At 70.7% G+C, this 20,609-nt stretch carries 15 protein-coding genes; 9 read left to right on the top strand and 6 right to left on the bottom strand.

The features are described 5' to 3' along the window. The first annotated feature begins 51 nt into the window (after nt 1-51). The 3 genes from ACWC5O_RS14600 (at nt 52) to ACWC5O_RS14590 (ending at nt 7,238) form a co-directional block, all read left to right on the top strand. Entirely contained in the window at nt 52-783 is a 732-nt protein-coding gene (locus ACWC5O_RS14600; protein WP_450587336.1) for a VIT1/CCC1 transporter family protein, read from the top strand. Between the two features lie 406 nt (nt 784-1,189). After that, a complete protein-coding gene (gene gltB / locus ACWC5O_RS14595; RefSeq protein WP_450587337.1) occupies nt 1,190-5,782 on the top strand; it encodes a glutamate synthase large subunit in 4,593 nt (1,530 codons plus the stop codon). Next, nucleotides 5,775-7,238, top strand: a complete 1,464-nt coding sequence (locus tag ACWC5O_RS14590; RefSeq protein WP_450587339.1) for a glutamate synthase subunit beta — start codon at nt 5,775-5,777, stop codon at nt 7,236-7,238. The genes gltB and ACWC5O_RS14590 overlap by 8 nt, the downstream gene beginning before the upstream one ends. 98 nt (nt 7,239-7,336) lie before the next feature. Here ACWC5O_RS14590 and ACWC5O_RS14585 read toward each other — a convergent pair whose 3' ends face one another. The 3 genes from ACWC5O_RS14585 to ACWC5O_RS14575 form a co-directional block, all read right to left on the bottom strand. After that, nucleotides 7,337-8,047, bottom strand: a complete 711-nt coding sequence (locus tag ACWC5O_RS14585; protein ID WP_450587341.1) for a calcium-binding protein — start codon at nt 8,045-8,047, stop codon at nt 7,337-7,339. Then, complete coding sequence (gene wecB / locus ACWC5O_RS14580; RefSeq protein WP_450587342.1) at nt 8,044-9,207, bottom strand: non-hydrolyzing UDP-N-acetylglucosamine 2-epimerase; 1,164 nt, start codon at nt 9,205-9,207, stop codon at nt 8,044-8,046. Before wecB ends, ACWC5O_RS14585 begins: the two co-directional genes overlap by 4 nt. A 134-nt stretch (nt 9,208-9,341) precedes the next feature. Then, the gene (locus ACWC5O_RS14575) at nt 9,342-10,541 is read right to left on the bottom strand and encodes a glycosyltransferase (protein WP_450780991.1); all 1,200 of its coding nucleotides are present in this window, start codon (nt 10,539-10,541) and stop codon (nt 9,342-9,344) included. A 430-nt stretch (nt 10,542-10,971) separates the two neighbouring features. Between ACWC5O_RS14575 and ACWC5O_RS14570 the strand changes: the two genes are divergently transcribed. Together ACWC5O_RS14570 and ACWC5O_RS14565 are read left to right on the top strand one after the other, a co-directional pair. Further along, a complete protein-coding gene (locus tag ACWC5O_RS14570) occupies nt 10,972-12,828 on the top strand; it encodes a DUF2334 domain-containing protein (protein WP_450780986.1) in 1,857 nt (618 codons plus the stop codon). A 35-nt stretch (nt 12,829-12,863) separates the two neighbouring features. Continuing rightward, nucleotides 12,864-13,889 carry a glycoside hydrolase family 113 gene (locus ACWC5O_RS14565; protein ID WP_450587346.1) on the top strand — a complete coding sequence of 342 codons (1,026 nt, stop codon included), beginning with the start codon at nt 12,864-12,866 and terminating at the stop codon, nt 13,887-13,889. A 191-nt stretch (nt 13,890-14,080) separates the two neighbouring features. Here ACWC5O_RS14565 and ACWC5O_RS14560 read toward each other — a convergent pair whose 3' ends face one another. After that, entirely contained in the window at nt 14,081-14,959 is an 879-nt protein-coding gene (locus tag ACWC5O_RS14560) for a rhomboid family intramembrane serine protease (RefSeq protein WP_450587348.1), read from the bottom strand. A 143-nt stretch (nt 14,960-15,102) separates the two neighbouring features. Here ACWC5O_RS14560 and ACWC5O_RS14555 point away from each other — a divergent pair, with 143 nt between their 5' ends. Further along, a complete protein-coding gene (locus ACWC5O_RS14555) occupies nt 15,103-15,828 on the top strand; it encodes a VWA domain-containing protein (protein ID WP_450587349.1) in 726 nt (241 codons plus the stop codon). Between the two features lie 26 nt (nt 15,829-15,854). Here ACWC5O_RS14555 and ACWC5O_RS14550 read toward each other — a convergent pair whose 3' ends face one another. Then, entirely contained in the window at nt 15,855-16,805 is a 951-nt protein-coding gene (locus tag ACWC5O_RS14550) for an acyl-CoA dehydrogenase family protein (protein ID WP_450587351.1), read from the bottom strand. Further along, complete coding sequence (locus ACWC5O_RS14545) at nt 16,805-17,944, bottom strand: acyl-CoA dehydrogenase family protein (RefSeq protein WP_450587452.1); 1,140 nt, start codon at nt 17,942-17,944, stop codon at nt 16,805-16,807. The genes ACWC5O_RS14550 and ACWC5O_RS14545 overlap by 1 nt, the downstream gene beginning before the upstream one ends. Before the next feature lie 53 nt (nt 17,945-17,997). Between ACWC5O_RS14545 and ACWC5O_RS14540 the strand changes: the two genes are divergently transcribed. The 3 genes from ACWC5O_RS14540 to ACWC5O_RS14530 all read left to right on the top strand — a co-directional run. Next, nucleotides 17,998-18,783: an SDR family oxidoreductase gene (locus tag ACWC5O_RS14540; RefSeq protein WP_450587353.1), complete on the top strand. Its 786-nt coding sequence runs from the start codon at nt 17,998-18,000 to the stop codon at nt 18,781-18,783. 24 nt (nt 18,784-18,807) lie between these two features. Continuing rightward, nucleotides 18,808-19,443, top strand: a complete 636-nt coding sequence (locus ACWC5O_RS14535; RefSeq protein ID WP_094220263.1) for a TetR/AcrR family transcriptional regulator — start codon at nt 18,808-18,810, stop codon at nt 19,441-19,443. 40 nt (nt 19,444-19,483) lie between these two features. Continuing rightward, on the top strand, nt 19,484-20,609 hold a 1,126-nt coding region (locus tag ACWC5O_RS14530), incomplete at its 3' end, for an acetyl-CoA C-acetyltransferase (protein WP_450780984.1).

The raw sequence follows: 20,609 nt of genomic DNA, 5'->3' as shown, positions 1-20,609 counted from the left end.
AAGTAGAACGCATCCAAAGTTAGCTTTGGCTAATCTTCCTGGGGGGCCCGCATGGCCATCATCGAAACCGAGGCGGCGCTGCACGAGGCGCACCGCGACAACCACACGCACCGGGACGTGAACGGCGGTTGGCTGCGTCCCGCCGTCTTCGGTGCCATGGACGGCCTGGTCTCCAACCTCGCTCTGCTGACCGGTGTGGCCGGCGGTTCCGTCGGTCACCAGACGATCGTCATCACCGGGCTCGCGGGCCTCGCCGCCGGCGCCTTCTCCATGGCGGCCGGCGAGTACACCTCCGTCGCCTCGCAGCGCGAACTCGTCGAGGCCGAACTCGACGTCGAGCGGCGTGAGCTGCGCAAGCACCCGCAGGACGAGGAGGACGAGCTGGCGGCGCTCTACGTGGCCCGCGGGGTCGAGCCCGAACTGGCCCGTGAGGTCGCCCGGCAGCTGTCCGAGGATCCCGAGCAGGCCCTGGAGATCCACGCGCGCGAGGAGCTGGGCATCGACCCCGGTGACCTGCCGTCGCCGCTGGTCGCGGCCGTGTCGTCCTTCGGGTCGTTCGCGCTCGGCGCCCTGCTGCCCGTCCTGCCGTACCTGCTGGGTGCCACCGCCCTCTGGCCGGCCCTCCTCCTCGCGCTCGCCGGGCTCTTCGGCTGCGGCGCCGTGGTGGCCAGGGTGACCGCGCGGACCTGGTGGTACAGCGGCCTCAGGCAGCTCGCGCTGGGCGGCGCGGCGGCCGGTGTGACGTACGCCCTGGGCAGCCTGTTCGGAACGGCCGTAGGATAGTGCGACCGCTACCTATGCGATGGGCCGCATAAGTAGCCGTTACTTGCTGGTTTCGAATGCTTAACCACCGGGCATGAGCCGTAAGCGCTGTGGGCAATGACGCCTGCGGTGCACTTGCGGGAGGGGCGACGACGCTCCCCCCGCCTCCTTCGGGCCGTCGGACGCCGATCTGATCGATCTTGTCCCGCTCGGTCCCCCACATACTTCCCGCCGCTCGTGTGCGGCGCTGCCGTGACCCCGCGGCACCTGCCGTAAACCCGGGCGGCGTCCGCATGTTGGAACGGAGTATCCGGTTCCCGAGAACCGCTCCATCATGTAACCTGCACGAAATTTCGCCACATCCGCAGAGGGCCAACGTCGTCCCTCGGCACCTGCCACATGCCACATGACGACGACGGGAGAGCCGATGCGTACGCCGCGCCAGCCGTCCCAGCATTCCGCGAATGGCCAGAACTGGTCCTTCATGGATGCTCGCCCTGCTGCGCAGGGTATGTACGACCCCCGCAACGAGCACGACGCCTGTGGCGTCGGATTCGTGGCGACCCTCACCGGAGAGGCGAGCCACGCGCTGGTCGAGCAGGCGCTCACCGTTCTGCGCAATCTCGAGCACCGCGGCGCCACCGGCTCCGAGCCCGACTCCGGCGACGGCGCCGGCATCCTCTCCCAGGTGCCCGACGCCTTCTTCCGTGACGTGGCCGGATTCGACCTTCCCGTGGCGGGCTCGTATGCCGTAGGCATCGCCTTCCTGCCGGGCGAAGGGACCGAGGACGCCGTCTCGCGGATCGAGACGATCGCAGCCGACGAGGGCCTGACCGTCCTCGGCTGGCGCGAGGTCCCCGTCGCACCGGAACTGCTGGGCGCCACCGCCCGGTCCACCATGCCGGTCTTCCGGCAGGTCTTCGTCGCCGACGGCACCAGCGAGGGCATCGCGCTGGACCGCAAGGCCTTCGTGCTGCGCAAGCGCGCCGAGCGGGAGGTCGGTGTCTACTTCCCGTCCCTCTCCGCCCGCACGATCGTCTACAAGGGCATGCTGACCACCGGCCAGCTGGAGCCCTTCTTCCCGGACCTGTCCGACCGCCGCTTCGCCTCGGCCGTCGCGCTCGTCCACTCGCGCTTCTCCACGAACACCTTCCCGTCGTGGCCGCTCGCGCACCCCTACCGCTTCGTCGCCCACAACGGTGAGATCAACACCGTCAAGGGCAACCGCAACTGGATGCGCGCCCGCGAGTCCCAGCTGGTCTCGGACCTCTTCGGGGACAAGGGCCTGGAGCGGATCTTCCCGGTGTGCACGCCGGACGCCTCCGACTCGGCCTCCTTCGACGAGGTGCTCGAGCTGCTCCACCTCGGCGGCCGCTCGCTCCCGCACTCCGTGCTGATGATGATCCCGGAGGCGTGGGAGAACCACGACTCCATGGAGCCGGCCCGGCGCGCCTTCTACGGCTTCCACTCCACGATGATGGAGCCCTGGGACGGCCCCGCCTGCGTCACCTTCACCGACGGCACCCAGGTCGGCGCCGTGCTCGACCGCAACGGTCTGCGCCCCGGCCGCTACTGGGTCACCGACGACGGCCTCGTCGTCCTCGGCTCCGAGGTCGGCGTACTCGACATCGACCCGGCCAAGGTCGTCCGCAAGGGCCGCCTGCAGCCCGGCAAGATGTTCCTCGTCGACACCGTCGAGCACCGCATCATCGAGGACGACGAGATCAAGGCGTCCCTCGCCGCCGAGCAGCCGTACGCCGAGTGGCTGGAGGCCGGTGAGATCGAGCTGGGCGACCTGCCCGAGCGCGAGCACATCGTCCACACCCACGCCTCGGTCACCCGCCGCCAGCAGACCTTCGGCTACACCGAGGAGGAGCTGCGCGTCATCCTCGCGCCGATGGCCAAGGCCGGCGCCGAGCCGATCGGCTCGATGGGCACCGACTCGCCGATCGCCGCTCTCTCCGAGCGCCCGCGGCTGCTCTTCGACTACTTCACCCAGCTGTTCGCGCAGGTCACCAACCCGCCGTTGGACGCGATCCGCGAGGAGCTGGTCACCTCCCTGCGCAGCTCGCTGGGCCCGCAGGGCAACCTGCTCGACCCGACCGCGGCCTCCTGCCGCTCCGTCGTGCTGCCCTTCCCGGTCATCGACAACGACGAGCTGGCCAAGCTCATCCACATCAACGCCGACGGCGACATGCCCGGCTTCAAGGCCGCGACCCTCTCCGGCCTGTACCGGGTCTCCGGCGGCGGTGACGCCCTTGCCGCGCGCATCGAGGAGATCTGCGCCGAGGCCGACGCGGCCATCGAGAACGGCGCCCGGCTGATCGTCCTCTCGGACCGGCACTCGGACGCCGAGCACGCGCCGATCCCGTCGCTGCTGCTCACCGCGGCCGTCCACCACCACCTCATCCGCACCAAGCAGCGCACCCACGTGGGCCTGCTGGTCGAGGCCGGCGACGTCCGCGAGGTCCACCACGTCGCGCTGCTGATCGGCTTCGGCGCCGCGGCCGTGAACCCGTACCTGGCGATGGAGTCCGTCGAGGACCTCGTCCGCGCGGGCACCTTCCTGTCGGACATAGAGCCCGAGAAGGCCATCCGCAACCTGATCTACGCCCTCGGCAAGGGCGTCCTGAAGGTCATGTCCAAGATGGGCATCTCGACCGTCGCCTCCTACCGCGGCGCCCAGGTCTTCGAGGCCGTCGGCCTGGAGGACACCTTCGTCGAGAAGTACTTCAACGGCACCGCCAGCAAGATCGGCGGCGTGGGCATCGACGTCATCGCCAAGGAGGTCGCCGCCCGCCACGCCAAGGCCTACCCGGCCTCCGGCATCGCCCCGGCGCACCGCGCGCTGGAGATCGGCGGCGAGTACCAGTGGCGCCGCGAGGGCGAGCCGCACTTGTTCGACCCGGAGACGGTCTTCCGCCTGCAGCACTCCACGCGCTCCGGCCGCTACGACATCTTCAAGAAGTACACCGAGCGGGTGAACGAGCAGTCCGAGCGCCTGATGACGCTGCGCGGCCTGTTCGGCTTCAAGTCCGGCCGCCAGCCGATCTCCATCGACGAGGTCGAGCCGGCGAGCGAGATCGTCAAGCGCTTCTCGACCGGCGCCATGTCGTACGGCTCCATCTCCAAGGAGGCGCACGAGACCCTCGCCATCGCCATGAACCAGCTGGGCGGCAAGTCCAACACCGGTGAGGGCGGCGAGGACCCGGAGCGCCTGTACGACCCGGCACGCCGGTCCAGCATCAAGCAGGTCGCCTCCGGCCGCTTCGGTGTCACCTCCGAGTACCTGGTCAACGCGGACGACATCCAGATCAAGATGGCCCAGGGCGCCAAGCCCGGCGAGGGCGGCCAGCTGCCCGGCCACAAGGTCTACCCGTGGGTCGCCAAGACGCGTCACTCGACGCCGGGCGTGGGCCTCATCTCCCCGCCGCCGCACCACGACATCTACTCCATCGAGGACCTGGCCCAGCTGATCCACGACCTCAAGAACGCCAACCCGGCCGCACGTATCCACGTGAAGCTGGTGTCGGAGGTCGGCGTCGGCACGGTCGCGGCCGGTGTGTCCAAGGCGCACGCGGACGTGGTCCTGATCTCGGGTCACGACGGCGGTACGGGTGCCTCCCCGCTGACCTCGCTCAAGCACGCGGGCGGTCCCTGGGAGCTGGGCCTGGCCGAGACGCAGCAGACGCTGCTGCTCAACGGCCTGCGCGACCGGATCGTGGTCCAGACGGACGGCCAGCTGAAGACCGGCCGTGACGTGGTCATCGCCGCGCTGCTCGGCGCCGAGGAGTTCGGTTTCGCGACCGCTCCGCTCGTCGTCTCCGGCTGCGTGATGATGCGCGTCTGCCACCTGGACACCTGCCCGGTCGGCATCGCCACCCAGAACCCGGTCCTGCGCGACCGCTTCAACGGCAAGGCCGAGTACGTGGTGAACTTCTTCCAGTTCATCGCCGAGGAGGTCCGCGAGATCCTCGCCGAGCTGGGCTTCCGCTCCATCGAGGAGGCCGTCGGCCACGCCGAGGCGCTCGACGTCGCCCGTGCCGTCGACCACTGGAAGGCGCAGGGCCTGGACCTGGAGCCGCTGTTCCACGTCCCGTCGCTGCCCGAGGGCGCGGTGCGTCACCAGATCGTCGAGCAGGACCACGGCCTGGAGAAGGCCCTGGACAACGAGCTGATCAAGCTGGCCGCGGACGCGCTCGCCGCCTCGGACGCCACCGAGGCACAGCCGGTGCGCGCCCAGGTCGCCATCCGCAACATCAACCGCACGGTCGGCACCATGCTCGGCCACGAGGTGACGAAGAAGTTCGGTGGCGCGGGCCTGCCCGACGACACCATCGACATCACCTTCACCGGCTCCGCCGGCCAGTCCTTCGGCGCGTTCCTGCCGCGCGGCATCACGCTGCGCCTGGAGGGCGACGCCAACGACTACGTCGGCAAGGGCCTCTCCGGCGGCCGCGTCGTCGTCCGCCCGGACCGCGCTGCCGACCACCTCGCCGAGTACTCGACCATCGCGGGCAACACCATCGCCTACGGCGCCACCGGCGGCGAGCTGTTCCTGCGCGGCCGTACCGGTGAGCGGTTCTGCGTCCGCAACTCCGGCGCGCTGGTCGTCTCCGAGGGCGTGGGCGACCACGGCTGCGAGTACATGACCGGCGGTCGCGCGGTGGTCCTCGGCCCGACCGGCCGCAACTTCGCGGCGGGCATGTCCGGCGGCATCGCGTACGTCATCGACCTCGACCGCGACAACGTCAACGTCGGCAACGCCGACGCCGTCGAGGCGCTGGACGACACGGACAAGCAGTGGCTGCACGACGTGGTGCGCCGCCACGCCGAGGAGAGCGGCTCGACGGTCGCCGAGAAGCTGCTGGCCGACTGGGACACGGCCGTGGCGCGGTTCAGCAAGATCATCCCCAGCACGTACAAGGCAGTGCTCGCCGCCAAGGACGCCGCCGAGCGAGCCGGTCTCTCCGAGACCGAGATCACCGAGAAGATGATGGAGGCGGCGATCAATGGCTGACCCGAAGGGCTTCCTGAACCACGGCCGTGAGGTCGCCAAGACCCGCCCCGTCACCGAGCGCGTCAAGGACTGGAACGAGGTCTACGTCCCCGGCTCCCTGCTGCCGATCATCAGCAAGCAGGCCAGCCGGTGCATGGACTGCGGCATCCCGTTCTGCCACAACGGCTGTCCGCTGGGGAACCTGATCCCCGAGTGGAACGACTACGCCTACCGCGAGGACTGGGCGGCCGCCTCGGAGCGCCTGCACGCGACCAACAACTTCCCGGAGTTCACCGGTCGCCTCTGCCCGGCCCCCTGCGAGTCGGCGTGCGTGCTCGGCATCAACCAGGCGCCGGTCACCATCAAGAACGTCGAGGTCTCGATCATCGACAAGGCGTGGGAGACCGGGGACGTCGCCCCGCAGGCGCCCGAGCGCCTGTCCGGCAAGACGGTCGCGGTCATCGGCTCGGGCCCGGCGGGCCTCGCCGCCGCCCAGCAGCTGACCCGGGCCGGGCACACCGTCGCCGTCTACGAGCGCGCGGACCGCGTCGGAGGCCTCCTCCGGTACGGCATCCCCGAGTTCAAGATGGAGAAGCGGCACATCAACCGCCGTATCGAGCAGATGCGCGCGGAAGGCACCCGCTTCCGCACCGGCATCGAGATCGGCCGCGACCTCAAGGCGACCGACCTGAAGAAGCGGTACGACGCGATCGTGATCGCCGCCGGCGCCACGACCGCCCGTGACCTGCCGGTGCCGGGCCGCGAGCTCAAGGGCATCCACCAGGCGATGGAGTTCCTGCCGCTGGCCAACAAGGTGCAGGAGGGCGACTACGTCACCGCGCCGATCTCGGCCGAGGGCAAGCACGTCGTCGTCATCGGCGGTGGCGACACCGGCGCCGACTGCGTGGGCACCGCCCACCGCCAGGGCGCGGCCTCCGTCACTCAGCTGGAGATCATGCCCCGCCCGAACGACGAGCGGCACCCGACCAACCAGCCCTGGCCGACCTTCCCGATGCTCTACAAGGTCACCTCGGCGCACGAGGAGGGCGGCGAGCGGGTCTACTCCGTCTCGACGACCCACTTCGAGGGCGACGAGGACGGCAACGTGCAGTGGCTGCACCTGACCGAGGTCGAGTTCGTCGACGGCAGGCTGACCCCGAAGCCGGGCACCGAGCGCAAGATCCCGGCCCAGCTGGTCACCCTCGCCATGGGTTTCACCGGCACCGACCGGGAGAACGGCCTGGTGGAGCAGTTCGGTCTGGACCTCGACGAGCGCGGTAACATCGCTCGCGACGCCGACTTCCAGACCAACGTGCCGGGTGTGTTCGTCGCCGGTGACGCCGGCCGCGGCCAGTCCCTCATCGTGTGGGCGATCGCGGAGGGCCGCTCGGCCGCCCGCGGTGTCGACCGGCACCTGACCGGAGTCAGCGACCTGCCGGCCCCGATCCGCCCGACGGACCGCTCCCTGATGGTCTGACGGTTCAGCACAAGAACGTCCCGTACAAAGGCGTACGGAACACTGGTGGCGCCTGCCCCACAGTCCCCGACCGGACGTGGGCAGGCGTCGCCGCCTTTTCAGCGTGAACTCGCCTTCATCCCCTGGAACTTCACGGTCGCGTCCTCGGTGTAGGCACCCATCCTGCCCTTGGTGTACGGCCGTTCGGTGTCGACGAAGGTCACCAGGTGCTTTCCGCCCACCTCGACGGTGAGGTCCCCGCCGTTCTGCTCCACCCGGACCGTGTACCAGGCGCCCACCGGGTACACCGTCCTCCCGGTCGCCAGGAAGCGCTGGCCACCCGGATAGGCCGGATCCCGCTTCCCCAGCTCCCAGCCGTTCGGCTTGAGGGTGATGTAGTAGAAGTGCTCCGGATCGGTGTACGCCCAGACCAGCCACGGGACTTCCCACGGGTTCGGGTCGGGATCGCGCAGCTGCCGCACCGTCCGCATCCGCGCCTCGTACCGCACGTCCGTGTACGAGGCGGTGCTCACCACGAGGCCCGCGTGTGTGGTGCCGGGGTCCTCCGCGGCTCTGGGGGAGAGCGACAGGGAGTCGTCGTCGCCCAGGTTGGTGCCGTGACCGTTGAACACCGAGAGCCAGCGGCCGTGGATCGTGCCGTCGATCCAGGGTTTGGGCGGCGGTGCGGCGTTGCCCCGGCACTGGGTCAGGGCGACCGCCAGGAGCGCGGTCAGTGTGAGCGCCAGTGCCAGGGTGGTGAGCAGACGACCCCTGCGCCCCTGCGGGATCGGCGGGATCCGGCGGCGGGGGCGCAGGAGTGATGACGTCATGCCGCAGAGTATGGCCCGGACGCGGTGAGGCCGACCGGAACTTCGGCGGCGAAGTCCTCGGCCAGTTGGGCGAGTACGCGCCCGGCCGCCTGTCCGTCCCCGAACGGGTTGCCCGCGGTCGCCATCCGCCGGTACTCCACCGGATCGTCCAGCAGCCGCTCGGCCCAGGTCACGATGGCGTCCGGGTCCGTGCCGATCAGCCGGGCCGCGCCGGCCTCGACCGCCTCCGGGCGCTCGGTGGTCGTGCGCAGCACCAGCGCGGGCTTGCTCAGGCTCGGAGCCTCCTCCTGGATGCCGCCGGAGTCGGTGAGCACCAGGTCGCACTCGGCCAGCGTGGCCGCGAAGTCCAGGTAGTCGAGCGGTTCGACGAGCGAGATGCCGGCGTGGCCGTCGAGTTCGGGCAGCAGCGCGTCCCGTACGGCGGGGCTCTTGTGCAGCGGCAGCACGATCTCCACGTCCCCGCGTCCGGCGAGCCGGGTGAGCGCACGGCCCATGCCGCGCATCCGCTCGCCCTGGTTCTCCCGGCGGTGCAGGGTCACCAGGACCCGCCGGGCGCCGGTGCGGAACGCGGAGGTGCCGGTGCCCTCGGCCAGCACCCACAGCAGGTTGTCGATGACGGTGTTGCCGGTGGTGAACACCTGCTCCGCCGGGACACCCTCGTCGGTCAGATGCCGTGCCGCGCGCGGGGTCGGGGCGAAGTGCCAGCGGGCCATGCGTCCGATGAGGCTGCGGTTGAGCTCCTCCGGGAACGGGTTGTCGATGACTCCGGTGCGCAGCCCCGCCTCGACGTGGGCGACCGGGATCTTCTCGTAGAAGGCGGCCAGGGCGCCGGCCAGCGCGGTCGTGGTGTCCCCCTGCACCACGACCAGGTCCGGCCGTCGCTCCCGCATGGCCTCGCCGAGTTCGCCGACCAGGCGGGCGGTCAGTTCGGACAACTGCTGCCGGCTGCGCATCACGTCGAGCGCGATCCGTACGTCGACGCAGAGCAGGCCGAGCATCTGGTGGAGCATCTCGCGGTGCTGGCCGGTGGTGACGACGACCGGCTCGAACTGCTCGCTGTCGGCCATGGCCCGTGCCACCGGCGCCAGCTTGATCGCTTCCGGCCGGGTGCCCAGCACGAGCATGGCGCGTACGGGCAGGGTCGACGGAGGTGTGGACATGGAAGGCCCCCCTAGGGCATGCGTGGTCGTCGCAGGACCACGCAAGGGTGTGAGCGGTGCGGAGATGAGAGACGCGATGAGAGAAGAGATGAGAGAGGCGCGGCGGGAGAGCCGCGAGAGAGGGACGGCCGCCCTCAGGTGCGCGCGGTCTTCAGCCAGGTCTGCTTGCCGGTGAGCATCCGCCAGAACCCCCACCAGCCGGCGAAGAACCAGATGTAGCCGTAGAAGACGAAGACATGGGCGAGGAGCACACAGCGCACCAGCCCGAGCTCCCGCTCACGCTTGAAGTAGACGAAACCGTACGTGTAGGCGGCCGTGAACGAGAGCACATACGGTCCGAGCAGCCACATCGGCGACACGAGCGCGTGTCCCACCTGGACGGAGGCCATGACGGTGGCACCCAGGGCGACCAGGAAGGAGATCGGCAGCAGCGAGGTGAGCAGGATCAGGACCGGGCTCGACAGGTGGTAGAGCATGTCCAACGCCGGCCGGGTCGGCACGTCCCTGAGGATGAGCGGGACGAGACCGGCGGACTGCAGATGACCCTGGAACCAGCGGGACCGCTGCCGGACCAGGCGCCGCAGGCTGAGCACGGCCTGCTGGGACACCGCGGCGGTTGTGCAGTGCATGTTGGTCCAGCCCTTGGCGATCAGCCGCACCCCGAGGTCGAGGTCCTCGGTGAGGCTGTCGCTCCACGGGCCGGCACCATCCAGCGTGTCGAGCGCCGACAGCCGCATGAACTGCCCGTTGCCGCCCATGCCCACGCTGCCGATGAAGCGCCGCGCGCTCTGGAACACGTCGCCGTACACGACGAACTCCATGTCCTGCATGCGGGCGAGCAGCCCCTGGTCCCGGTTGTACATCCGGACGCAGACCTGAACCGCGCCCGTGCGCGGGTCGTCGAAGTACGGGTCGACGGACTGCACGACGTGCGGATCGAGCCGCCCGTCCGCGTCGACCACGCACAACACGACGTCCGCCGGGTCGTGCCCGGCGAGCAGGCCGGACTCCCTGAGGTGCCGCACCCCGTCGTTGAGGGCGGCGCCCTTGCCCCGGCGTGCGTTCGGTGGAGTGCGCCGGTGCAGCCGGACCAGGTTCGGCTCGGCGGCAAGTGCGATTTCACTCGTGCGATCGTCGGAGCCGTCGTCTATGACCAGGGCCATGAAATTCCTGGCGGGCAACGAAGTGATGCGCGCAAGGCTTTCCGTGAGAACTTTCTCCTCGTTCAGACACGCCAGCAGGAATACGTAGAAACGTTCTCTCCGGTCTGTTCTGGAACGCCGAATTCTGCGTCGAGAGAGCAGGAAAAGACTGGTGTTGTAGCAGCCGGCCATCACGATCAGAGTGATGCTCGACCAAAGGAGCAGCTCAATGATCACGGCTGCCCCCGGCATGGGCCCGCATCCCCTGGCCCCGGCGTCGCAGGTGTATCCGGGCCAGCAGTATCAGGCACGCCGTCAGGCAGTAGATCAGGAATCCAGCCCCGGCTATCGCTTGTAGTGCTTTGGCCAAAGGTAGTCCGGGTATTGCTTCCGGTGCGGCCATCGCTCCTGCCAAGGGCAGCAGTGCGCCCAGGGCGGGTCGTCCGTACATGGTCCCCCCATATTCGGTGCGCGTCCCCAACGCGCGAGGCGAACTTAGCAGACCTTCCGGGACCGAGAAGGACATTTGACAGCCCTCGCAGTGGCCAGAAGAATCTGTGCCTTCCTGACGCCAAATGCTTTGTCAATCATTTGGCAAAGTGGGGGGAAGATCGTGAGACGAGTGATCCCGCCTCGGAAGCGGGCACGCAGCCGCATTTCCATCGTCCTACTACTCGTCGCCGCTCTGCTGAGCGGCACGTTCATGGCCACCAACGCCCAGGCCGCCGGGGGGCAGCACCGCAGGGGCGAGGCCGCCGGCACCAGGTCCGGACTGAACCGGGTCGACCTCAGGGGCTGGGCGAGGGCCCAGCTCAAGGCCGACCAGACGCGGCGCACCCGGCCGCACCCGAAGACCACCCCGACCACCCGCGTGGCCGCCGTCCCGGTCCGCACCGCGGCCACGGCGACCACCGCGACCAGGCAGAAGGCCCTGCTCGCCCCTGCCGACGCGGCCGCGGACGCCACTGCGACCACACTCGTCCTCTACGACACGGCGGGCCCCTACGGGCAGCTGGGCGAGCTGTACGCGATGGCCACGGCCAACCTCGCCGGCCACTTCGGCACGGTGACGGCCAAGCCGGTCCAGCAGTACACCGCCGGAATGATCGACTCTTACTCGGCCGTGATCTACATCGGCTCGACGTACTACGGCGGCACCATCCCGGACGCCGTCCCGGCCGCGTTCTACGCCGACGCGTCGGCGAGCACCAAGCCGGTGATCTGGATGGGCGCCAACATCTGGAACATGGCGGGGGCGGCGGGCGTAGCCCAGTTCACGCAGAAGTACGGCTGGGACCCGACGACGTCGTACTACGAGGACGGCGGTTCGATCGGCAACGTCACGGAGGTGACGTACCGCGGCCAGACACTGACCCGCACCATTCCGGCCGGGCAGGACGGCGGCGTGCTGCGCCCCAACGTCCTGACGGGGCCCGGGTATCCGGCCGTCACCCGGCTCGCGGAGGGACTGGACAGCTCGAACGGGCACACCTTCGGCTGGGCGGTCCGCTCGTCCAACCTCACCTACATCGGTGAGATCCCGTTCGCGTACGTCTCCGAGACCGACCGCGTCATCGCCTTCGAGGACCTGCTCTTCGACGCCCTCGCCCCGGCCACCGCCGAGCGGCACCGGGCGATGGTGCGCCTGGAGGACATCAGCCCCGACTCGGATCCCGCCGAACTGCGGGCGATGGCCGACTACCTGTACTCGCAGAACATCCCGTACGGCATCAACGTGATCCCCGTCTACACGGACCCCAACGGCACCTACAACGCCGGCGTCCCGCAGACGATCACGCTCGCCCAGCGCCCGCAGGTGGTCAGCGCGCTGAAGTACATGCTGGCCAGGGGCGCGGTCCTGATGGACCACGGCTACACCCACCAGTACGGCAACGTCGCCAACCCCTACAACGGCGTCACCGGCGACGACTTCGAGTTCTACCGCGCGCACGTCGACGCCGCGAACAACGTCGTCTACGACGGCCCGGTCGCCGAGGACTCCAGCCTCTGGGCGCAGACCCGCGTCACCAGCGCGCTCGCCCAGTTCGCCCTGGCGGGCCTGCCCAAGCCGACGCTGTGGACGACCCCGCACTACGCGGGCTCCGCGGCCGACTACAAGGTCTTCAGCTCCAACTTCTCGGCACGCCTTGAGCGTTCGCTCTACTTCGCCGGGACGCTGAGCGGGGCCCAGTCCGACCCGAACCGGTTCATCGGCCAGTTCTTCCCGTACGTCGTGAAGGACGTGTACGGCACCAAGGTGCTGCCCGAGAACATCGGCAACTACGAGCCGGAGGCGTACAACAACCACCCGGCGCGCCTGCCCGCCGACCTCATCGCCTCGGCGAAGGCCAACCTGGCCGTACGGGACGGAGTGGCGAGCTTCTTCTACCACCCGTACTACCCGGTGCAGCCGTTGAAGGACACGATCGACGGCATCAGGGCACTCGGCTACACCTTCGTCAGCCCGGCGGCGCTGTGACGGCGCCCGCCCCCAGGAGGAGGACCGTCGCCGTCATGGCGGCGGTCCTCCTCGCCGCCGGCGGATGCGTGTCCACCGGGCAGGGCCAGGGGTCCGGCCACGGCAGCACGCACGCCTCCCGCCCGGAGACCGGGACGACCGCCATGCGCGGCATCACCCTGCCCTCGTGGTACCGCACCGACTACGACAGCCCGGCCGCACCCCGCTATCTGCGCGGTATCAAGGCCACCGGGGCACGCTGGGTCACCTTCACCCCGACCTGGTACCAGAAGCGGGTCACCGACTCCGGCCCGCACGCCACGGAGGAGACCGCAAGCGACGCGAGCCTGCGCAGGATCGTCGAGCGCGCCCACGCGGCCGGCCTCAAGGTGATGATCAAACCGCACGTGGACCTGCCCGGCGACGAGGACCGCGCCGAGATCCGCCCCCGCGACCGGGCCGCCTGGTTCGCCGCCTACCGCCGCTTCATCACCCACTACGCGGACATCGCCGCCGGCACCGGAGCCGAACAGCTCGCGGTCGGCACCGAACTCGCCGGGGTCTCCGGCGACACCGCCGCCTGGACAAAGGTGATCAAGGCGGTCCGCGACCACTACGACGGCCCGCTGACCTACGCTGCCAACTACGACGAGTACGAGCACGTCCACTTCTGGAAGGACCTCGACCTCATCGGCATCGACGCCTACTGGCCCCTCGCCGAGAAGCCCACCACCGATCCCGCCCTGCTGAACCGCGCCTGGGCCCCGATCCGGCAGAAGCTCGCCGCCTACTCGGCGCGCCGGCACCGCCGGATCCTGTTCACCGAGGCCGGGTACGTCAGCCAGCGCGGCTCCACCACCGCCCCGTACTCCTGGACCGTCAGCACCCGCCCGGCCGACGCCGAACAGGCCGCCGCCTACCGGGCACTCCTCGACTCCTTCGAGGGCCGTCCGTGGTGGGCCGGTGTCTGCTGGTGGATGTGGGACGACTGGCCGGACAGCGGAGAGACCCCGGCACGCCTGGCGTACACCCCGCACGGCAAACCCGCGGAGGAGGTGCTGCGCCGGAAGTGGGCCGGCTGACGTCCGTGACGCGCTACGGAATCCGGTACGGCTCCCCGTACACCCGCCACTTCAGCGGAGCGTGCAACTGCCGCCAGTGGAGCGTGGAGTTCTCGGAGCCGGCCACGATCCGCTGTGCCAGCTCCTTCTTGGCGGGCGCGGCCAGGCCCGGCGGGGCGTCGGCGACGGCCTCAGCAGGATTCCCGCTCGCCTCATGCGGCCGCGCCTCCCGTGAGATCCCCGGCCTTGACCCAGGCGAGGACCAGCAGCAGCGCCAGCAGGGCCACGCACGCGCCCGCCTGGATCAGGACGCGGCGGTTGTCCCGGGGCGCGTACGCGTAAGCCAGCGTCACCGCCCCGCCCGCCAGCAGCCCGCCGAGGTGGCCCTGCCAGGAGGTCACCCACGCGGAGATCACCAGCCACAGCAGCAGACCGCCCATGTACTGGTTCACCGCGCGCATGTCGTAGCCGAGGCGACGCCCCATGACGTAGTACGCGGCGCCCAGCCCGAAGATGGCCCCGGAGGCGCCGACCGTGGGGGTCTCGGGGGCGAGCAGCAGCACCAGGACCGAGCCGCCGAGCGCCGACAGCAGGTACAGGGCGAGATAACGGACCCGGCCCAGCTGGGCCTCGACCACCCGGCCGACGTTCCACAGCGCGAGCATGTTCATCAGGATGTGCGCGATGCCGAACGTGCCCTCGGCGGGCGTCAGGTGCAGGAACGCCCCGGTCAGCAGTCGGTACCACTCGCCGTGGGCGACGCCCTCCGGGTAGTAGCCCGCCGGCACGGTGCCCAGCATGTCGAACCGGTCCTCGACCGAGGGACGCGCCAACTCGGCCAGATAGGCGAGCACGTTGAGCCCGATCAGCACGTACGTCACCAGCGGCACCGCGCTGATCCTGCCGCCGAACGCCGTGCGCGCCTGCCGGACCGAGCGAGCGCCCTCCTTCACGCAGTCCACGCACTGATGACCGACGGCGGCCTCCCGCATGCAGGACGGGCAGATGTGGCGGTCGCAGCGCGTGCAGCGGACGTGGGACTCCACCTTGGGGTGGCGAAAGCAGGTGGTGACGGCGGACTCGGCGGTCACGGCCGGCTCCTCTGAGGAAAGTTCGGGACAGGGTGAGCCGGTGGGGACGGCGGCGAACAAAATAGCGAACTGATGTGACGGGAGCGACAGCCGGGGCGTCTGATCCCTTAGGCTCGGCCTCCTGCACAGCCAAGTGGGGAACCATGGCCGCGATCAGCCTGCGCAAGGTGGAGGAGACCGCGCCCGCGCTCGTCGAGCCGTACCGCTCGGCCGGCGTCTGCCTGCGCAAACACGGCCTGGACGGGCTGCGGGCCGCCGTGTACCTGGTGGTCGACTACTCGGGCTCGATGAAGCCGTACTACAAGGACGGCAGCGTGCAGGCGCTCGCCGACCGGGTGCTGGGCCTGTCCGCGCACCTGGACGACGACGGACGGGTGCCCGTGGTGTTCTTCTCCACGGACGTCGACGCGGTCACCGACATCGCCCTCGACGGCCACGAGGGCCGCATCGAGCGGATCGCCGCCGGGCTCGGGCACATGGGCAAGACCAGCTACCACCTGGCGATGGACGCCGTCATCGACCACTACCTGGACAGCGGCGCCACCGACCCCGCGCTGGTCGTCTTCCAGACCGACGGCGGCCCGATCAACAAGCTCGCCGCGGAACGCTATCTGTGCAAGGCGGCGAAGCTGCCGCTGTTCTGGCAGTTCGTCGGCTTCGGCGACCCGGGCAGCCGCCAGTTCGAGTTCCTGCGCAAACTGGACGAGCTGGCGGTCCCCGGCAAGCGGCCGGTGGACAACGCCGGCTTCTTCCACGCGGGCCAGGATCCCCGGAACGTCTCCGACGCCGAGCTGTACGACCGTCTCGTCGCCGAGTTCCCCCAGTGGCTCGCGGCCGCACGTGCCGCGGGCATCGCGCGGCCTGCCTGAGCCGTGCGCCCGCCGGCCCCGACCGCTCAGCCGGCGGCCTCGAGCACCGCGTCCCTGCACTCGTCGGGCGTGCCCCACGCGGTGCGCAGGGCGCGGGCCTTGGTCAGCCACAGGGACAGGTCGTACTCCGCCGTGTACCCGATCGCTCCGTGCAGCTGGAGTGCCGTGCGGGCGGTGGCGTAGGCCGCCTCGCAGGCCTTCAGCTTGGCGGCGGCCGCGTCCGCGGGGCACAGGGACATCGCCGCTCCGAAGAGCAGCGGCCGGGCGAACTCCAGGGCGATCTTCGCGTCGGCGAGGCGGTGCTTGACCGCCTGGAACGAGCCGATGGGGACACCGAACTGCGTGCGCGCTCGGACGTGGGCGACCGTCCGGTCGAGCAGGGCGAGTCCCACGCCGAGGGCCTGGGCGGCGGTGGCCAGGCGCGCCCAGGTGAGGGCGTGGGCGTCCGGCGGGTCGGGGGACAGGAGTTCGCCGCCGGGGGCCAGCGGGGTCAGCCGGCGGGCGGGGTCGAGAGAGGGGCGGACCGGGCCGGGACCCGGGGACAGGCGCAGTCCCCCGGGGGCCGGGACGAGGTGGAGGCCGGCCGCGTCACCGTCGAGGGCGTACCCGGTGGGCGTCGCCACGGTCGCGATGATCTCGCCCGCCGCGAGCCCGGGCAGGAACCGTTTGGCGGACCCGTCCGCACCGAGCAGTACGGCCGCCGCGACCGTCTCCACCAGCGGCCCGGGCACCGCGTGCCTGCCCAGCTCCACGAAGGCGACGGCCAGTTCCACCGGGTGCGGCCCCAGTCCCCCGTGCTCCTCGGACACGACGAGACCGAAGACCCCTGCCTCGGCGATACGACGCCACAGCGCGCGGCCGCCCGCATGGTCGCCGCGGCTCCAGTCCCGGACCACCGCCGGGGTGTCCGCCGCCGTCAGCATCGCGTGCAGCGACTCGGCGAAGGCACGCTGCTCGGTGTCGAGGAGGAAGCGCATCAGCGGCGTCCCTTCGGCAGGCCGAGCAGGCGCTCGGCGACGATGTCGCGCTGGATCTCGTTGGTCCCCGCGTAGATGGGCCCGGCCAGCGAGAAGACGTACCCCTCCGCCCAGCCCGTGTCCGCCGACTCGCCCTCCGCGCCCAGGAGATCGAGCGCCGTCTCGTGCAGCGCCAGGTCGTACTCGGACCAGAACACCTTGTTCATGCTGGACTCCGGCCCGAGCGCGGCGCCCTCCAGGAAGCGGGCGGCGGCCGAGTAGGTGAACAGCTGGTAGGCACGGGCGCCGATCATCGCGTCCGCCACCCGGGCGCGCGCCTGCTCCGGGCGGCCCTGCGCCCTCCACAGCTCCAGCAGCCGGGCGGCGGAGGCGAGGAAGCGGCCGGGGGATCGCAGGGTGAGGCCGCGTTCGTTGCCCGCCGTGGACATCGCGATCCGCCAGCCCTGGCCGGGCTCGCCGATCACGTCCTCGTCCGGCACGAACACCTCGTCCAGGAACAGCTCCGCGAAGGCCGGCTTCCCGTCGAGGCGGCCGATCGGGCGGACGGCGACGCCGGGGGCCCGCAGGTCGAACATCAGATACGTGAGCCCCTGGTGCGGCTTCGGGGCCTCGGGGTCGCTGCGGAACAGGCCGAAGGCCCGGTCGGCGAAGGCCGCCCGTGAGGACCAGGTCTTCTGGCCGCTCAGCAGCCAGCCGCCGTCCGTCCGCACCGCCCTTGAGGTGAGCGAGGCCAGGTCGGATCCCGCCTCCGGCTCTGACCAGGCCTGCGCCCAGACCACCTCGGCGCAGGCCATCGGCGGCAGCACGCGCGCGCGTTGCTCCTCCGTGCCGTGGTCGAACAGGGTCGGCGCGAGCAGGCTGATGCCGTTCTGGCCTACGCGGCCCGGCGCGCCCGCCGCCCAGTACTCCTCCTCGAACACCAGCCAGCGCATCAGCCCCGCGCCCCGCCCGCCGTACGCCTTGGGCCAGGACACCACCGACCAGTGGTCCGCGGCCAGTTCGGCCTCCCAGGCGCGGTGCGCCGCAAAGCCCTCCGCGGTCTCCAGGGAGGGGAGCGGGGTGCGGGGCACGTGTGCCGCCAGCCAGGCGCGGGCCTCGGCGCGGAACTCCTCGTCGGCCGGAGCGTGGGTCAGGTCCACGGTCGCCGTCACCGTCCTTCCCTAACAAGTGTTTGGTAGGTTAGCGTGGCCCTATGACAGGCGTCGAGAGTCCGGCGTACGTGCCCGGGCACGGGCTGCTGAAGGGGCGCACCGCCGTCATCACCGCGGCGGCCGGCGCGGGGATCGGCGGGGCCACCGCGCGTCGCTTCCTGGAGGAGGGTGCCCGGGTGCTGATCAGCGACGCGCACACGCGCCGCCTGAAGGAGCACGAGGCCCAGTTGGGCCGGGAGTTCCCGGGCGCGGTGGCCGCGGTGTCCTGCGACGTCACCGACGAGACCCAGGTGGGCGCACTCTTCGAGGCGGCCGTACGGGAACACGGAAAGCTCGACATCGTGGTCAACAACGCGGGGCTGGGCGGCACTTCGAACCTCGTCGACATGACCGACGAGCAGTGGTCCCGCGTCCTCGACGTCACACTGAACGGCACCTTCCGCTGCACCCGGGCGGCCCTGCGCGCCATGCGGGACACCGACGGCGGGGTGATCGTCAACAACGCCTCCGTCGTCGGCTGGCGCGCCCAGGCCGGCCAGGCCCACTACGCCGCCGCCAAGGCCGGCGTGATGGCGCTGACCCGGTGCGCGGCGATCGAGGCGGCCGCCTACGGGGTGCGGGTCAACGCGGTGGCGCCCAGCCTCGCCATGCATCCGCACCTGGTGAAGGTCACCTCCGCCGAACTGCTCCAGGAACTGACCGCACGGGAGGCCTTCGGGCGCTACGCCGAGCCCTGGGAGGTGGCCAACGTGATCGTGTTCCTGGCCTCCGGCTACTCCTCGTACCTGACCGGCGAGGTCGTCGCCGTCAGCAGCCAGCATCCCTGACGAACGGCAGACCACAATGGGTTCGTGCCGACCAAGAAGAAGCCCCAGGTGACCGCCCCGAAGAAGCCCACGGCCGCCGCCGCCCAGGCGCGCCGCCACGAACTCCTCGGCACCGCCGCCGAGGTCTTCGCCGAGCAGGGCTACAACGCCACCACCGTCCGCACCATCGCCGACCACGCCGGCATGCTCGCGGGCAGCCTCTACTACCACTTCGACTCCAAGGAGTCGATGCTGGAGGAGATCCTGCGGACCTTCCTGGACGAGCTGTGGGACGGCTACGACACCGTCCTGGCCTCCGGGCTCGGGCCCCGCGAGACCCTGGAGGCCCTGGTCACCGAGTCCTTCCGGGAGATCGACCGGCACCGCGCCGCCGTCGCGATCTACCAGAAGGAGAGCAAGCAGCTCGTCGCGCAGGACCGCTTCGCCTTCCTCGCCGACTCGCAGCGCCGGTTCGAGAAGGCATGGCTGTCCACGCTGGAACGCGGGGTCGCCGAGCGCGTCTTCCGCGCCGACCTGGACGTCCGGCTCACTTACCGGTTCGTCCGGGACACGGTGTGGGTCGCCGCGTCCTGGTACCGGCCCGGCGGACAGCACAGCCCGGAGGAGATCGCCCGCCAGTACCTGTCGATGGTGCTGGACGGGATCGCCGTACGCGAATGACATCACGATCAACACCCCCCTTTCCTGTGAGGGAGTCGCCATGGCCGAGGCCTACATAGTCGAAGCGGTCCGCACGCCCGTCGGGCGGCGCGGGGGAGGGCTCAGCGGGGTCCACCCGGCCGACCTGGGCGCACATGTGCTGAAGGCGCTCGTGGAGCGGGCCGGGATCGACCCGGCCCGCGTGGAGGACGTCGTCTTCGGCTGCCTGGACGCGGTCGGACCGCAGGCCGGGGACATCGCCCGCACCTGCTGGCTGGCCGCAGGTCTGCCCGAGGAGGTGCCGGGCGTCACCGTCGACCGGCAGTGCGGCTCCTCCCAGCAGGCCGTGCACTTCGCCGCGCAGGCCGTGCTCTCCGGTACCCAGGACCTGGTGGTCGCGGGCGGGGTGCAGAACATGTCCCAGATCCCCATCGCCTTCGCCTCCCGGCAGGCCGCCGACCCCCTCGGCCTGACCGACGGCCCCTTCCTCGGCAGCACCGGCTGGCGCGCCCGCTACGGCGACCAGCCCGTCAACCAGTTCGCCGGCGCCGAGATGATCGCCGCCAAATGGGGCATCAGCCGCGCGGACCAGGAGGAGTTCGCCCTGCGCTCGCACCGGCGGGCCGTCTGGGCCATCGACACCGGCCGCTTCGAGCGCGAGACCGTTCCCTACGGCGAGGTCACCGTCGACGAGGGCCCGCGCCGGGACACCTCCCTGGACAAGATGGCCACGCTCAAGCCCGTCCTCGACGGCGGCACCATCACCGCGGCCTGCTCCTCCCAGGTCTCCGACGGAGCCGCGGCCATGCTGCTCGCCTCCGAGCGGGCGGTACGGGAACACGGGCTGCGCCCGCGGGCCCGCGTCCACCACCTCTCCGTACGCGGCGAGGACCCCATCCGCATGCTCTCCGCGCCCATCCCGGCCACCGCGCACGCCCTGAAGAAGACCGGCCTGACCATCGACGCCATCGACCTCGTGGAGATCAACGAGGCCTTCGCCCCCGTCGTGCTCGCCTGGCTCAAGGAGACCGGCGCCGACCCGGAGAAGGTCAACGTCAACGGCGGTGCCATCGCCCTGGGCCACCCCCTCGGCGCCACCGGCGTCCGGCTGATGACGACGCTGCTGCACGAACTGGAGCGCACCGGCGGCCGGTTCGGCCTCCAGACGATGTGCGAGGGGGGCGGTC

This window comes from Streptomyces sp. NPDC001450 (genome assembly GCF_053597295.1).
Note: the sequence above shows the minus strand (reverse complement) of the source record. Positions and strands in the feature narration are given on the sequence as shown.